The sequence below is a fragment of the Streptomyces viridochromogenes genome, assembly GCF_001270495.1.
GTDB lineage: Bacteria > Actinomycetota > Actinomycetes > Streptomycetales > Streptomycetaceae > Streptomyces > Streptomyces viridochromogenes_A.
Window position 1 is genome coordinate 17,143 of record NZ_LGUR01000162.1, and the last position, 15,472, is coordinate 32,614.

The window sequence follows — 15,472 nt, forward strand, 5'->3', positions numbered from 1 at the left end:
GTGATGGATAATCTCAGCATGCGGATTTCGGCGAGGGCGGACTATGCGGTGCGAGCGGCTTTGGAGCTGGCCGCGGCAGGGGAGGACACCTCGCTCAAGGCCGAAGCGATCGCCGAGGCGCAGGGCATTCCGCACAAGTTCCTGGAGGGCATCCTCGGCGACCTGCGCCGGGGCGGCCTCGTGGTCAGTCAGCGCGGCGGCAAGGGCGGTTACCGACTCGCCCGCCCGGCCGACTCGATCCCCATCGCGGACGTGATCCGGGTGGCGGACGGCCCCCTGGTCTCGGTGCGCGGCGTACGCCCGCCCGACCTCTCCTACATCGGTCCCGCTCAGTCCCTGCTGCCCCTGTGGATCGCCGTACGCGCCAACGTCCGCAAGATCCTCGGCGAGGTCACCCTGGCCCATGTCGCGGCGGCCAAACTGCCCGACGACGTCCTGAGCCTCGCGGACGACCCCGAGGCGTGGACCAATCCCTGACCGGCGTCTCGCTGCTCGTCGTCCTCTTGACGTGGCTCGCATGTGGCCCGACACTCCACTCAGGGAATCCTAGTGAATTGGTAGGGAACCATGGGTCGCATCGCGCTGGACCTCGGCAGTGACGTGGTCCGCGTCGCCGTCCGGCCGCTGCCCCTGCTGACGTCCCGCCGCCACATCGACCTCGTGCGTGTGTGCAGTGCGGCAAGTTACCCGCACGGCGTGGGCGGCAGGTCCGCCCGCGCCTGAATCTCCCCCTCACCCCCCCGCTCACCTGCCGCATCCCGGCCGCGCCGAAGCCGCCGCGCGCCCTCGCCGTCGTATGCCCATGACCGAGCACCCCCAGGGAGACGCATGTCCGCCCCAGCCCCGTCCGCCGTGCCGTCCTTCCGGAGCAGGATCGGCTGTGACCCGCGCAGCGGCTACTACGCCGCGCCCCGCCGCTACCGACTCCACCTGTCGCTCTCGTGCCCCCACTGTCTGCGGATCGCCGTCACGCACAGCCTGCTCGGCCTCGGCGACATCCTCCCGGTGACGCTGCTGCCCGCGGTCCCGGACGCCCCGGACGGTGGGCATCCGGAGCTGCGCCCGCTGTACGAGGCCAGTTCGCACCAGCACCCCGGACCGGCGGTCGCGCCGGTGCTCAGTGACGCCTGGACCGGAACGATCGTCAGCACGCACGCCCCCGACATCCTGCGGGACCTGGCCCGCCGGTTCGGCGGCCGCGGCCCGGATCTCTTCCCGCGCGGCGCCGAGGCTGCCGTCGAAGGCATCGGCCGACTCTGCGAGCGGGACATCACCGAGGCCGCGCAACGCGCCGGCCGGCCGGACGGCGACCCTGCGGCACGTGAGAGCGCCCTCGCCACCCTGACGCACGCGCTGGACGCCCTGGAGCTGCGGCTGGCCGCCCAGGAGTACGTGCTGGGCGCCGAACCGACCCTCGCGGACGTCGAGTTGTGGGTGGCGCTGGTGCAACTGGACACCGTGCACCGCCATCACCTGGACGCCGCCGCGGTCACCCGCGTCACCGACCATCCGCAGGTGTGGGCCTACGCACGACGCCTCGCGGCGCACCCCGCCTTCGGCGCCCACCTCGACCTGGACGGCATCGCCCGCAGGCACCACGCCCACTGCCGGGGCGAGGAGGCGGCGGGCGCCGCGGTACAGATCGTGGACTGGGCGGCGTACGCACGCGACGTCAGTCGGCCGGCCTCTCCCACACCGACACGTGCTTGCCGCTCTCGCTCGTGAACGGCTCGCGTGTCCAGTCCTCCCAGCGGTCACGCAGCCGTAGGCCGGCGAGCCGGGCCATCAGGTCCAGTTCGGCCGGCCAGACGTACCGGAACGGGATGGACCAGTGCTCGGCGCGTCCGTCGGTGATGGTGACGTAGTTGGAGCTCATCGCCTGGGTGGCGATGTCGTAGGTGTCGAACGCCCAGCGTGTGTCGCTGATGTGGAACGGTACGGCGCTCTGCCCGGGCGGCAGCCGACGCAGGTCGGGCACGCCCACCTCGACGACGAAGCAGCCGCCCGGCCGCAGATGGGATGCGGCGTTGCGGAAACAGTCCACCTGGGCGTCCTGGGTCGTCAGATTGCCGATCGTGTTGAAGACGAGGTAGGCGACCGCGAACTCGCCCGCCACCCGCGTCGTCGCGAAGTCCCCGACCGTCACCTCGACGGCGTCGCCGCCGGGCTTGGCGCGCAGTCGGTCCACCATGGCCCGGGACATGTCGATCCCGTGCACCGGGACCCCGCACGCGGCCAGCGGCAACGCGATCCGGCCGGTCCCGACACCGAGTTCGAGCGCCGGGCCGTCGCCGGCGAGTTCGGCCAGTACGTCCACCGCGGGACCCACCACATCGGCACGGAACATGTCCGCCGCCGACTCGTCGTAGCCGGCCGCGATGCTCTCTCCGAAGTAGCCGTCGTCATCGATCACGCCACGACGGTACTGCCGGCCGCCATACCTGAGCACGCCGTTTTCACGGCAGTGCCGGCGATCGGGGTGCTGGCACCACCGTGACCGGGGGGCTGGGACGACTGCCTTCGCCGGCTGCGCCGCCTAGCTTCGTGCCTGAGGGAATCGAGGAGTTCCAAGGCCGTCCTAGGAGACGTCATGAGTGCATTGAGCAGGAGGAACGTGTTGCGCGGGGGCCTGGCCGCCACGACGGCGGGGGTCGTGGTGCCCGGGCTGGGCACGGGCGTGGTCGCGGCGGCGGACGCGACGTCCTGCCCGCCGGCGCCCGGCCCGGCCATGGTCGGGCGCGGCGATCCGCGGTACCGGTCCCTGGCGTCCCGGGGCTACAACCGCCGGTTCGTGGGCGAGCCGGAGCACGTCTGGGTGGTCGGCACCACCGCGCACGTCGTACGGGCCGTGCAGCAGGCGGTGGACAGCGGCCGGCGGATCACGGTCCGCAGCGGCGGCCACGGCTTCGAGAACTTCGCCGCCGACCCGGCCGTGGAGGTGGTCGTCGACATGTCCGCCATGACGGGCGTCTCGTACGACCCGGGCCGCCGCGCCTTCGCCGTCGAGGCCGGTGCCCTGCTGGGCGACGTGTACCGGAGGCTGTACCTCGGCTGGGGCGTGACGGTCCCGGCCGGCTGGTGTGCCGACGTCGGCGTCGGCGGCCATGTCCTGGGCGGAGGCTATGGTCCGCTGTCCCGCCTGATGGGCCTGTCCGTGGACCATCTGTACGCCGTCGAAGTCGTCGTCGTGGACCGGGCGGGGAAGGCCCGCAGTGTGGTTGCCACACGTGAACTCGCCGATCCCAACCGGGACTTGTGGTGGGCCCACACAGGCGGCGGAGGCGGCAGCTTCGGCATCGTCACCCGCTACTGGTTCCGGACGCCCGGCGCCGACGGCGACGACCCGTCCGGCCTGCTGCCCGCCCCGCCGTCCGGAGTGCTGAGCTTCTCGGTCTCCTGGGACTGGCAGCAGCTCGACAGGACGTCCTTCGCCCGGCTGGTCCGCAACCACGGGGCGTGGGCCGAACGGCACAGCGCCCCCGACTCCCCGTACCTCGCCCTCTACAGCGAACTCGCGCTCACCCGCCGCCCGTCCGGGACGGTCCTCATGATCGGCCAGGTGGCGGCGGACTCCGGCGCCGAACGGATGCTGGACGAGCACATCGCCGCGATCAACCGGGGTGTGCCGGTCCAGCCGGTCCGCAGCGTGCGGAACCAGTCCTGGCTGGCCGCGGCCCTGGCCGGCTCACCGGGCGACCCCGGGCCCGTCTACCGGCTGAAGGTCAAGTCGGGCTATCTGCGCCGACGTTTCACCGACCGGCAGATCGACGCCCTGCACCACCACCTGACCCGGCCCGACTACGACCACCCCGGCGGCAGCCTCAGCCTCTACACCCACGGCGGCAAGGTCAACACCGTGGCGGCGGACGCGACCGCGACCCCCCACCGCGACGCGAGCATCAAGATGTTCTACGTCAACGGATGGGAGGACCCCCGGGACGACGCCCGGCACATCGGCTGGCTGCGTGAGCTGTACGAGGACCTGTACGCCGACACCGGCGGCGCCCCCGCTGCCGCCGACGGCGCCTTCATCAACTACCCGGACACGGATCTCGCCGACCCCGCCCGGAACACCGGCGCGCCCTGGCAGACCCTGTACTTCGGCGACAACTACCGCAGGCTCCAACGCATCAAGGCGAAGTGGGACCCTCGCCACGTCTTCCACCACGCCCTTTCGGTACGAGCGGCCTGAACCGCGGCAGGGCGTCACACCGGCCCGGCCTTCCGCGGCCGGATCGGCCACGACGCACGGAGCGGGCACGACGCTGGCTGGACGGGCGTGTGTACCTGATCCAGGATCAGATCACTGCGGTGGACGTCGAGTTGCGGGTCACCCTGGTCCAACTCGACACCGTCCACCGGCACCACCTGGAAGCCGCCGGAGCGGGCCGTCCGGATCCTGGACCGGGCGGGAACACTCGCGGAGGTCAGGGTGTTGTGGCTCAGTACGAGATGTGTGAGGCGCCGCAGCGCGCGAGGCGATGAAGGAGGGGGCGGACGTGACGCACGTGTTCCACGACGCCCACCTGTACTCCCGGCCCCACATCGACCTCCAGCGCGTGGCCGGCGCGCTCTGTCGCTCCTGACTCTCCCGCTCCCTCTCCCTCGGCTTCGGTCGTGCTCGCCCCACCGCCGCGCCCACCCCTGAACGAGGGCCGGCGATCTCGTACGGACTTCCAGGAAGGCACAGACGCGTGTCATCAACTCCCGCTTCCTCCCTGCACCTCGCCGTCGCCCTGGACGGCACCGGCTGGCATCCCGCCTCCTGGCGCGAGCCGGTGTCCCGGCCCCGGGATCTGTTCACCGCCGCGTACTGGGCCGACCTGGTCACCGAGGCCGAACGCGGACTGCTCGACTTCGTGACCATCGAGGACGGCCTCGGCCCGCAGTCCTCCCACTTCCTGGACCCGGACGAGCGCACCGACCAGATACGCGGCCGCCTCGACGCCGTCCTCATCGCCTCCCGTGTCGCCCCGTTGACCCGCCACATAGGTCTGGTGCCGACGGTGGTGTCCACCCACACGGAGCCGTTCCACATATCCAAGGCGATCGCCACCCTCGACTACGTCAGCCAGGGGCGCGCCGGCCTGCGGATCCAGATCACCGCCCGCCCGAACGAGGCCGCGCACTTCGGGCGCCGCACCATCCCGCGCATCGACGCCTACGACAGCCCGGCCGCCCACGAGGTGGTGACCGACCTCTTCGACGAGGCCGCCGACCACGTGGAGGTGGTGCGCCGCCTCTGGGACAGCTGGGAGGACGACGCCGAGATCCGGGACGCCGCCACCGGCCGCTTCATCGACCGCGACAAGCTGCACTACATCGACTTCGAGGGCAGGCACTTCAGCGTCAAGGGCCCCTCCATCACGCCCCGTCCGCCGCAGGGTCAGCCGATCGTCAGCGCCCTCGCCCACGACACCGTTCCGTACCGGCTCGTGGCCCGCGCAGCCGACATCGGCTACGTCACCCCGCATGACGTCGACGAGGCACGTGCCGTCGTCGCCCGGATCCGCGCCGAGCAGAACGCGGCCGGGAGGGCCGCCGAGCCCCTGCACGTCTTCGGTGATCTGCTGGTCTTCCTCGACGAAGACCCAGCCGCCGCGACGGCACGCCGGGAACGGCTCGACGCGCTCGCGGGACAGCCGTACCCCAGTGACGCCCTGGTCTTCACCGGCACACCCGCCCAACTCGCCGATCTTCTCCAGGAGTTGCACAGCGGCGGACTGACCGGCTTCCGGCTGCGCCCCGCCGTCGTCGGCCACGATCTCCCGGCGATCACCCGACAGCTGGTCCCCGAACTCCAGCGCCGCGGCGCCTTCCGCCGGGCCTACGAGGCCGACACCCTGCGCGGACTGCTCGGTCTGGCCCGCCCCGCCAACCGCTACGCCGCAACCGCAACCGCAACCGCCAGCGCCTGAGCCGGAAGGACCGCACCGACATGAGCAAGCCGCTGAAGCAGATCCATCTGGCCGCGCACTTCCCGGGCGTCAACAACACCACCGTGTGGAGCGACCCGAAGGCCGGCAGCCACATCGAGTTCAGCTCCTTCGTCCACTTCGCCCGGACCGCCGAACGCGCCAAGTTCGACTTCCTGTTCCTCGCCGAAGGACTGAGGCTCCGCGAACAGGGCGGGCAGATCTACGACCTCGACGTCGTCGGCCGCCCCGACACCTTCACCGTCCTCGCCGCGCTCGCCGCCGTCACCGAGCACCTCGGCCTGACCGGCACCATCAACTCCACCTTCAACGAGCCCTACGAGGTCGCCCGCCAGTTCGCCAGCCTGGACCACCTCTCCGGCGGCCGCTCCGCCTGGAACGTCGTCACCTCCTGGGACGCCTTCACCGGCGAGAACTTCCGCCGCGGCGGCTTCCTGCCGCAGGAGGAGCGCTACTCCCGCGCCAAGGAGTTCCTGGCCACGGCGAACGAACTCTTCGACTCCTGGCACGGCGACGAGATCCTCGCCGACCAGGAGACCGGCACGTTCCTGCGGGACGCCAAGGCCGGTGCCTTCGTGCACAGCGGGCAGCACTTCGACATCCACGGCCGGTTCAACGTCCCGCGCTCACCCCAGGGCCGTCCCGTCGTCTTCCAGGCCGGCGACTCCGACGAGGGCCGTGAGTTCGCCGCCGCGTCCGCCGACGCGATCTTCAGCCGGTACGCGGCCCTGGAGCCGGGGCAGTCCTTCTACCGGGACGTCAAGAACCGCCTCGCCACATACGGCCGCCGACCCGACCAGTTGCTCATCCTGCCCGCCGCGAGCTTCGTCCTCGGCGACACCGACGCCGAGGCGGAGGAACTGGCCAAGGAAGTGCGCCGCGCGCAGGTCAGCGGTGCCACCGCCATCAAGCACCTGGAGTTCGTCTGGAACCGGGACCTGTCCGCGTACGACCCCGAGGGCCCGCTGCCCGACGTCGACCCGGTGGTGAGCGAGGAGCACATCTCCCGTGGCCGAGCCCAGGTGCGCATGTACCGCGACCCGCTGGCCACCGCCCGCGAGTGGCGCGAGCTCGCGGCCGCCAACAAGTGGTCCATCCGCGACCTCGTGATCGAGACCGGCAACCGCCAGAACTTCATCGGCTCCCCGGCGACCGTCGCGAGGACCATCAACGACTTCGTGCAGGCCGACGCGAGCGACGGCTTCATCCTCGTCCCGCACATCACCCCCGGCGGCCTCGACGTCTTCGCCGACAAGGTCGTCCCGCTGCTCCAGGAACAGGGCGTCTTCCGCACCGAGTACGAGGGCTCGACCCTCCGCGACCACCTGGGCCTGGCGCACCCCGACCAGATCGGCGACGACCGGCGGGCGGCGTCGTGACGGTGGCCGGGACTGACGTCTCCCTCCCCCGAAGGAGACGTCAGTCCCGGCCGCTTCCCCCCGGCGCCGGACAGTGGACTGTCGCATCCGTGCGCGTCAGCGGATCCGTGCCGTCACCAGCACATGACCGCCGTCTCCCCCGAACCCCAGTTGGCGTAAAGACGCACACGGACGAAATAGCGGCGGCCCTTGACGAGGCGGGCCTTGACGGTGGCGTTGTGCGGGGTGCCGCCGTCGTCCTGGGCGGTGACGTAGCGGGGCTCGCCGTCCCGCTCCTCGAAGACCACGACGACCGCGTCGCTGTCACCGAAGGTGCCCACCGTGTACTCGCGGGTCTCCGGCGGCTCGACGACGAAGTCGGCCTGCTCCGCCGGCCCGAGCCGCAGCGGTACCGAACGGAACGGCACCAGCTCCCGCGGCCCCGGCGACCCGGCCGGCGGATACCAGCGGCGGACGAACTCCTTGTCGGCCTTGGACAGCACGCCGGGCGGGTTGAGGCCCGCGCGGAACTGCTCCGGCTCCAGGATCAGCCCGGCCGAGAAGGGATACTCCATGATCGAGTGCGGATCCCAGACGGAGCCGTTGACCTCGTCCGGGTCGAGCTTGCGCAGGATGTTGAAGAACGTCCTGTCCCGGCTCCAGTAGTTCGGCGGGCCCGCCAGATCGGTGTACACGGCCTCGTCGTCCCAGTGGATGCCGGCGAACGGGCTCTGGTGCTCGTGCAGCATGCCGAGCGCGTGCCCGATCTCGTGCAGGGCCGTGCCGCGCTCCCCGGGCGCGGTCAGGTCCCAGCCGAAGTTCATGGTGCGTTCGTTCAGACCGACCTGGAGCGCGTCCTTGCCCACGGTCGACCAGGAGCCGTCACCGAGCTGGAACCCGATGCGCAGCTCCGCCTCCGACCGGTCGCCCACCTCCACGCACGACAGCCCGATACCGAGGCCCTGCCACTCCTGGAAGCACTCGCGCACGACGTCGCGCTGCTCCTTGCCGCCGACCCACGGGACGTGCTGGGTCCGGCCGGTTTCCGGATCGGGGATCACGGATCCGTCGGAGTCCCGGTCGAAGAAGTAGTAGTGCAGCACGGTGCCGTTGACCCACATCCGGCTTCCGCCGATGAGCGCACTGAGCCGCTCTGCGGCCAGTCCCGGTGCGAAGACGGGGACCGACTGCCGCGCGAGGGAGCAGTAGCGTGCGGTCATGCGACCAGGCTGCCGTCGGCACGCCGCGGGCGCCTGAGTCGAGGGCTACTCAAGTACCCGTGTATCAGGAGTGAGTCATCGCGCTCCTATTGCCGTGACGACTTTCGAACGGGGCGCGAAGACCCTGGACACCCCCTGGCCGTTCATCGGCCGGGAGGACGAACTCGAACTGGTCCGCGGGTCCTTGAGCGCCGCTCGGAACGGCATCGTGATCACGGGCCCCGCGGGCTGCGGCAAGACCCGGCTCGTCACCGAGGCCGTCCGCGGCAGCGACCGCGTCCGGGTGGCCGGCACGCCGGAGACCCGCCGGATCCGCTTCGCCGCGTTCGCGCACCTCGTGCCCGAGTCGGCCTCCCTGCACGGCGCCTTCCAGCACCTGTCCGGCGTACGGCTGCTCCTGGTCGACGACGCGCATCTCCTCGACGACGCCTCCGCCGCCCTCGTCCACCAACTGGCCGTGCACGGACGCACCCGGCTCCTGGTCGTCACGACCGACGGCGCCCCGGTCCCGGGCGCGATCTCCCGGCTGTGGACCGGCGAACTCCTGCCCCGCCTCACCCTGGAGCCGCTGCCCCGCGAGGAGACCGGCCGGCTGCTGGCGGGCGGAAGGGACGGCGACGGCCCGGAGCCGCTCACCGTGAACCGGCTGCACCGCCTGTGCCGGGGAGACCTGCGGCTGCTGCGCGACCTGGTCGTCGGGGCGCGCGAGCGCGGGCTGCTCAGCCGCGTCCCGGACTCGGACGCGTGGGCGTGGCGCGGCCCGGTGCCGGTCACCCCGGCGGTACGCGAGCGCACCGCACACGTCCTCGGCCGCACCTGCCCCGACGAGCGCGAGAGCCTCGAACGCCTCGCGTTCGCCGAGCCCTTGCCGCTGGACCTGGCCGCGTTCCCCCTCCGTGCCCTGGAACAGCTGGAGGCCGACTCCCTGGTCCACGTCGACGACCGGGGCGCCGTCCGCCTCGCCCACCCCCTGCACGGCCCGGTGCTGCGGGCCGCGGCCGGCCGGCTGCGGGCGAGGCGGCTGTCGCGTACGCCGGACCAGTGCGGCCCCGCCCTCGACGCCGAGCGGGCCGAGCTGATCCGCCGCATCGAGGAGGCGGACGTACGGGACATGCCCACGCCCGTGGGGGAGTGGCTGGTCGCGGAGGGCGCGCCGGTACCGGCCGGGTACGCGGCCGTACGCGCCCGGTTCGCGCGCCTGCGCGGGGAGCTGCGGGAGGCGGCGGCATGGGCGCGCGAGGGACTGCGGGACAGCGGCGACGATCCGTCCTGCCGTCTCGAACTCGCTCTCGCCGCAGCGCAGTCGGGCGATGCTCCGGCCGCGCACAAGATCTCGGGTGGCCGCTCCCACGGGGGTGGGGCGGTCACCCGGCCGACAGCGGTCCGCGGCGCCGCCGACGGGGCGGTGGAGGCGATCACCGGCGACGCGTACGACGCCGTCCGCCTCGGTGCCCCCGAGCGTGCCGCGGGCCGCCTGACCGGTGTCTTCGCCGCCCATGCCGCCGCGCTCGACCGCGGCGACGGCCCCGCCCTGGACCGGGTGGCCGAAGAGCTGGAGGAGCGCGGCTTCCTGCTGTTCGCGGCCGAGGCGCACGCCCAGGCCGTACGCGCCCACCGCGACCCGAGGGCCGCGCGCACCGCACGCACGCGTGCCGTCGCCCTGGCCCGGCGCTGCCAGGGCGCCCGCACTCCGGCGCTCTCCGGCCTCGTCCTGGGCGAACTGACCGCCCGGCAGCGGCAGATCGTCAACCTGGCCGCCGCCGGACTGAGCAACCGCCAGATCGCCGAGAAGCTCACCCTGTCCGTCCGTACCGTCGGCAACCACCTCTACAGCGCCTATGCCCGCCTCGGCGCCGGTGACCGGGGCGCACTGCCGTGGCTGGTGGAGCTGCCGGACGCGCGGTCGGCGTGAGCCGCGCGGAACGACCGGTGCGGTCCGTGGCCGACGCCGCGCCGCCGGGATTCAGGAGCAGCAGCCTGAGCCGCCGGTGGGGGGTTGTGCGCCGTGGAGGTCGTCATCGTGGCCGGCGGCGATGCGTGCCCATTGCGCGGTCGGCCGCCCGGACTCGCGGAACTGCTCGCCGCGCGCCGCGTACGGCTGCGGCCATCCGGGCGGCGAGTCCTCCCAGGTCTCCTGCCGTCCGTGGACCGTCATGTCGAGGATGCCGTAGGACGCAGCCATGGGTTCGACACCGCGGCCGGTGGTCCAGTACGTCTCGAAGACGCGGTCCCCGTCACGGAGGTAGCACGCCTTCATGCCGAAGTGCCGCCCGGCGACGAGCCGTTCGTGCGACTCGGCGGGAACGGAGTACCAGGGCATGTCCCAGCCCATGAAGCGTCGGTACCGGTCGGACTCCTCGTAGGGGCCCTGGCAGAAGACGGCGAAGGTCACGTCACGCTGGTGCAGATAGGCCAGTTCGCGGACCTGGCCGGTGAAGAAGGTGCAGCCCTCGCACTGGTCGGCGGCGGTATGGCCGTCGTGCCACATGTGATACGACACGAACAGCTGGGTGCGGCCCTCGAAAACGTCGATCAGGGGGACGTGCCCCTTGCCTCCGACGAGCGGAGCGGACGGGTCCGCCTCGGTCATGGGCAACCGTCGCCGGGCGGCGGCGATCGCGTCGCCTTCTCGGGTGTGCGCCTTCTCGCGGGCGCGCAGGGTGTCGATGGCAGCCAGCCACTCCTCGCGGGAGACGACCGGTGGCTTGTTCACATCAGTCATGCGGGTACTGACCCGACAGCCCGCACGAACTCATCGGCCGAGCACGGCCGGACCTCCGGTCGCCGAGCGCCCCTACGCCGCACCGAACGCCGAGAACGCCCACCCCGTCGCCTGGTGCAGCGCGTCGCCCGGCAGGACCGCCCGGGCGTCGCGCAGTGCCTCCGCCAGCGAGAGTCCTTCGCTGAGCCCCTTGTGCAGGGCGAGCATCAGCGGCACCACCGCGGCGTCGTTGACCGGCGCGGTGCACGCCACCACACCCGCCGTGCCCAGCGGCAGCAGCGCGGTGACCAGGCCGAGCAGTTCGTCGGCGCCCACCGACGCGAACCGGGCCGTGTCGCAGCAGGAGAGGATGATCCGGTACGGGCTGCGGTCCAGGCGCTCGAAGTCGTGCACGACGATCGGCCCGTCGGCCATCCGCAGCGACGAGAACAGCGGGCTGTCCGCGCGGAACGTACCGTGGGCGGCGATATGGGCCAGCGCGGCGCCGTCGAGCTCCTCCAATACGCGCGGCACGCGCGCGTCGGCGTGCTCCAGGACGACGGCACCGCCGTACCGGCCGGCCAGATGCGGCACCTCCGCACCGCCGGTCGCCAGACCCGGCCCGCGCACCAGCACCTGGCGGCCACCCGGCGGCGGCTCGGTCTCCCGGGCGCGCAGCCAGCTGCTCGCCGACGGCGACACGCTGAGCACCCGCTCGCGCAGCGACGGCAGCAGCGCCCACGGCACGCGGTGCAGCCGGGACGGCGGTACGACGACCACGGGCCCGTCGCCCAGATGCGCCGCCGCCGGACCGAGCAGCAGCTCCTCCAGACGCCGCCCCGCCGCTTCGACGACCGGCAGCCGTCCTTCCGCCCCGGGGTGGGCCAGCCGCCGCAGCCCTGCCTGGACATGCTCGGCCTCGGTCTCCGCGTCGGCCAGCAGCCCGCCCTCGTACCGGCGCACCCGCCCCTGCCCGCACAGCAGCACCTGCACCCGCCCGTCCAGCACGGCGAGTTCCACCAGACGTACGTCGTCCTCGCCGAGCCGTTCCAGCAGCCGGCCCGGGTCGAAGCGGAAGCCGTCGCCGGGTGTGTCGCCGCGCAGGTGCAGGGTGCGGGCGCGTATCTCCCGTTCCAGGCGCCGCTGTTCGCGCTCCAGCGCCGGAACCGGACGGGCCTCGCCGCGGGCCTCCTCGGCGCGCGCCGCGATCTCCCGGAACGCCGTCAGGACACTCTGGAGCTCCGGATCGGCCGGTGGCCGGGTCGGCGGCGTGGACAGCGCGGTGGCCCGCCAGCGCTCGCTCCACACCAACAGCCGGCGCGGACCGCCGGAGTCGAGGCTCGCCTGCTGGGCCAGCGCGGCGAGCTCGGCGCCCTGCGCGGTGGCGCGGGCCCTGAGCTCCGAGGCGCCCAGCGTCATCCGGTGCGCGTCGAGCACGTCCAGGCCGCGCCGGCAGGCCTCCACCACGCCGCGCCCCGACCCGGCGGCCCGGGCCCGCAGCGCCTGCGCCGCCCAGCCCGTCATCCGCGCCAGCGGCGGACCGCTGTGCCGGCTGCGGGCGGCGACGCCCAGATGCCGCTCGGCGTCGGCCCGCCAGCCCAGACCGAGCGCGATCCGGCCCGCGAGCAGCGAGGCCTCCGGCGCGGCCGGCGCGCCGAAGGACGCCAGCCGCTCGGCGACCGCCGCCGTGTCGGCCACCAGCCGCCCCGAACTGCGCCCGGCGGCGACCCGCGCCTCGATCAGCACCAGCCGGGCATGCGTCTCCCACCAGCTGCGCCGCTGCCCGGCGAACAGCCGTACGGCCATGTCGGCGCGCGCGATCGCGGTGTGCGCCTCGCCCGCCAGCCGGGCGGCACGCGCGGCGGCCAGCAGCAGCTCGGCCTTGCGGGTGGACTGGCCGCCGATGCCGTCGAGCACGCCGATCGCCGCGTCGGCCTCGCCCAGCGCCTCCGGGGCCAACCCGGCGGCCATCAGCACCTCGCAGCGGCGGATGTTCAGCATGAACGTCGGGGTGCCGAGCTTGGCGTACCGCTCCTCGGCCTCGTCGAGCAGCCGCAGCGCGGCCGGGATGTCGCCCGACCGGAACGCCGCGAGCCCCCGGCTCTCCACCGCGTCGGCCTTGTCGTGCTCCTGGCCCGTCGTGTCCCACAGTGCCTCGGCCGCGGTGAAGTCGGCGTCCGCCCGGTCCACCGCGCCGAGCGCCAGATGCACGGTGGCGCGCAGGGTCAGCGCCCGAGCGGTCCAGATGACGTCGTCCACCTGCCGCAGCACGGGGATCGCCCGGCGCACGTCCTCCAGCGCCTCCCGGTGCTGGCCGAGGACCCAGCGGGCGTAGGCCCGGCGGTACAGCACGCGCGCGCGAGTATGTCCGCTGCCCCGCTCGATCCCGCGCTCCAGCGCGGCCAACCCCTGCTGGGTGCGGCCCGCGTGCACCAACGCGACGCCGAGCGCGGCCAGGACGTCCGCCTCCCGGTCGGCCGACTCCGCGCGCGCCGCGAGATCCCGGGCACGCCGCAGGTGGTGGAGGGCGATGCGCATATCGCCCCAGTCCCGCTGCCAGATGCCGATCACCTGGTGGGCGACGGAGGCGTGCAACGGCGACGGATCGGCGTCGAGCACCCCTTCCGCCCTCGCCAGCGCGTCGTTCGGGGCGGCGAACACCATCGGCAGCAGTTCGAGAACCGAGTCGCTTCCCGCTGTCACTCCAGGGATGGTAGTTGCCCCGGAACCATGCCACACCCGTTTGGCGCTGTATCAATCAGCGACCGCCCGGCTCTGACTGACGAACGTCGCCTCAGGGGGAGGACCCGCCATGGCACCACAGCGATTCCACGAGCAGTTCGAGCAGATCCAGCGTTCCATGCCCGACGTCCCCCTCGCGATGGGACCGGACGACTCCGCCGAGTTCATCTACGAGAAGGGGTACGTGCTGGTCCGCGACGGCGAGGACGCCCGCGTCGTCGAGGACACCGTGCGCGCGCACTTCACCGCCGACCCCGACCTGGTCCAGGACAACGTGCGCCGCGCGAGCCCGCGGACCAACCGCTCGGGCATCACCCGTATCCGGGTCGGCGACCCCGGCGCGGGAGACCGCAGCGGCGACCCCACCGTGGCGCACGCCCTGCGCGCCCTGCGGGAGACCGAGGGCCGGGCCGGACGACGGCTCGTCAGCCGCAACCACCTCGTGGGGATCACGGGAGACGTCAACTCCTGTCCCGGTGACGAACCCGCGCCCGCCCCGCTCGCCGACGGCACCAACCCCACGGCGGCCGAGGGCGTCCACGACCCGGACACCGCCGTCGGCGTCCTCGTCATCGACACCGGCCTCATGCACGACTACCGATCCTTCCCGCTGCTGGCCCACACCGAGGGCGACGCCCAGGTCCAGGAGTGCGACGGCCAGGGCATCCTCCAGCAGTACGTCGGCCACGGCACCTTCATCGCCGGGCTCGTCGCCGCCGTGGCGCCCAACACGGACATCACGGTCCGCAACACGCTCCACGACGCGGGCGCCATCCTGGAGTCCGAGTTCGGCGAGAAGCTCTTCGAGGCCGTCGACGCGGGCGGCTGGCCCGACATCCTCAGCCTCTCCGCCGGCACCTCCAACGGCCGCACCGACGGTCTGCTCGGCGTCGAGGCGTTCATGCTGGAACTGCGCGAGCAGCGCACCCTGCTCGTCGCGGCGGCCGGCAACAACGGCAGCGCCACCCCCTTCTGGCCCGCCGCCTACGCCGACCTGCCCGACTACCAGGACGTCGTGCTGTCGGTCGGAGCGCTGCGCGGCGACGGCGAGTTCGGCGCCTGCTTCAGCAACCACGGCGGCTGGGTGAAGGTGTACGCCCCCGGTGAGCGCCTCACCAGCGCCCTCACCGGCTTCGACACCCCCGTGCCGTACGTGTACCAGCACTCCACCTACGACGCCTGCCGGTTCGGCTTCGGCTACTCCTGCACCTGCCAGGCCCCGCGCCACACCGGCGTGTTGAGCGAGCAGGGCGTCGGCGGCGCGGGGCCCGACCAGGTGATGTTCGAGGGGTACGCGCACTGGAGCGGCACCTCGTTCGCCACGCCCCTCGTCGCCGGCATGATCGCCGCCCACATGAGCGCGCAGGCGGAGCGCGACCCCCGGGTCGCCCGGTACAAGATGCTCGCGGCGAACTCCGGGTTCGCGGAGGTGCGAGGGGCGCATGTGCCGGCCCTTCGCCCCCCGACCTGGCGCCCTGTCTCCGTCACACCCCCGGCTCCTCGGTCATGAGGGTC

Annotated in this window: 12 protein-coding genes and 1 pseudogene; 9 read left to right on the forward strand and 4 right to left on the reverse strand. The window is 72.9% G+C overall.

Annotation, left to right across the window (positions count from 1 at the left end; all coding sequences use genetic code 11):
• The first annotated feature begins 18 nt into the window (after positions 1 to 18).
• From ADK36_RS16575 to ADK36_RS16580, 3 genes are all read left to right on the forward strand, one after another.
• Positions 19 to 477 (forward strand): RrF2 family transcriptional regulator, encoded by a 459-nt coding sequence (locus ADK36_RS16575; RefSeq protein WP_048580030.1) that lies wholly within the window; start codon positions 19 to 21, stop codon positions 475 to 477.
• Positions 478 to 567: 90 nt separating this feature from the next.
• Positions 568 to 723: a hypothetical protein gene (locus tag ADK36_RS49540; RefSeq protein ID WP_199830194.1), complete on the forward strand. Its 156-nt coding sequence runs from the start codon at positions 568 to 570 to the stop codon at positions 721 to 723.
• 105 nt (positions 724 to 828) lie between these two features.
• Positions 829 to 1,725: a glutathione S-transferase C-terminal domain-containing protein gene (locus ADK36_RS16580; RefSeq protein WP_048580031.1), complete on the forward strand. Its 897-nt coding sequence runs from the start codon at positions 829 to 831 to the stop codon at positions 1,723 to 1,725.
• Here ADK36_RS16580 and ADK36_RS16585 read toward each other — a convergent pair.
• Positions 1,673 to 2,413: a class I SAM-dependent DNA methyltransferase gene (locus ADK36_RS16585; RefSeq protein WP_053198069.1), complete on the reverse strand. Its 741-nt coding sequence runs from the start codon at positions 2,411 to 2,413 to the stop codon at positions 1,673 to 1,675. The two genes, ADK36_RS16580 and ADK36_RS16585, sit on opposite strands and share 53 nt — an antisense overlap.
• Positions 2,414 to 2,590: 177 nt before the next feature.
• Here ADK36_RS16585 and ADK36_RS16590 point away from each other — a divergent pair, with 177 nt between their 5' ends.
• The 4 genes and pseudogenes from ADK36_RS16590 to ADK36_RS16600 form a co-directional block, all read left to right on the forward strand.
• Complete coding sequence (locus tag ADK36_RS16590; RefSeq protein WP_053198071.1) at positions 2,591 to 4,192, forward strand: FAD-binding oxidoreductase; 1,602 nt, start codon at positions 2,591 to 2,593, stop codon at positions 4,190 to 4,192.
• 289 nt (positions 4,193 to 4,481) lie between these two features.
• Positions 4,482 to 4,586 (forward strand): putative leader peptide, encoded by a 105-nt coding sequence (locus ADK36_RS51450; RefSeq protein ID WP_425315284.1) that lies wholly within the window; start codon positions 4,482 to 4,484, stop codon positions 4,584 to 4,586.
• Positions 4,587 to 4,694: 108 nt separating this feature from the next.
• Positions 4,695 to 5,918, forward strand: coding sequence for an LLM class flavin-dependent oxidoreductase (locus tag ADK36_RS16595; RefSeq protein ID WP_053198072.1), 1,224 nt, complete (start codon positions 4,695 to 4,697; stop codon positions 5,916 to 5,918).
• Positions 5,919 to 5,938: 20 nt separating this feature from the next.
• A pseudogene (locus ADK36_RS16600) lies at positions 5,939 to 7,315 on the forward strand (NtaA/DmoA family FMN-dependent monooxygenase); the annotation flags it as partial.
• 113 nt (positions 7,316 to 7,428) lie between these two features.
• On the opposite strand, the gene ADK36_RS16605 reads toward ADK36_RS16600, so the two are convergent.
• Positions 7,429 to 8,514 carry a M12 family metallopeptidase gene (locus ADK36_RS16605; RefSeq protein WP_048580035.1) on the reverse strand — a complete coding sequence of 362 codons (1,086 nt, stop codon included), beginning with the start codon at positions 8,512 to 8,514 and terminating at the stop codon, positions 7,429 to 7,431.
• Positions 8,515 to 8,608: 94 nt separating this feature from the next.
• On the opposite strand from ADK36_RS16605, the gene ADK36_RS16610 reads away from it, so the two are divergent.
• Positions 8,609 to 10,426, forward strand: a complete 1,818-nt coding sequence (locus ADK36_RS16610; RefSeq protein ID WP_053198074.1) for a LuxR C-terminal-related transcriptional regulator — start codon at positions 8,609 to 8,611, stop codon at positions 10,424 to 10,426.
• 51 nt (positions 10,427 to 10,477) lie between these two features.
• Here the strand turns inward: ADK36_RS16610 and ADK36_RS16615 are convergent, their stop codons facing one another.
• Together ADK36_RS16615 and ADK36_RS16620 are read right to left on the reverse strand one after the other, a co-directional pair.
• Complete coding sequence (locus ADK36_RS16615) at positions 10,478 to 11,236, reverse strand: DUF899 family protein (RefSeq protein ID WP_048580037.1); 759 nt, start codon at positions 11,234 to 11,236, stop codon at positions 10,478 to 10,480.
• A 72-nt stretch (positions 11,237 to 11,308) separates the two neighbouring features.
• Positions 11,309 to 13,879 carry a CHAT domain-containing protein gene (locus ADK36_RS16620; protein WP_048580038.1) on the reverse strand — a complete coding sequence of 857 codons (2,571 nt, stop codon included), beginning with the start codon at positions 13,877 to 13,879 and terminating at the stop codon, positions 11,309 to 11,311.
• Between the two features lie 148 nt (positions 13,880 to 14,027).
• Between ADK36_RS16620 and ADK36_RS16625 the strand changes: the two genes are divergently transcribed.
• Positions 14,028 to 15,467 (forward strand): S8/S53 family peptidase, encoded by a 1,440-nt coding sequence (locus tag ADK36_RS16625; protein ID WP_048580039.1) that lies wholly within the window; start codon positions 14,028 to 14,030, stop codon positions 15,465 to 15,467.
• The last annotated feature ends 5 nt before the right edge of the window (positions 15,468 to 15,472 follow it).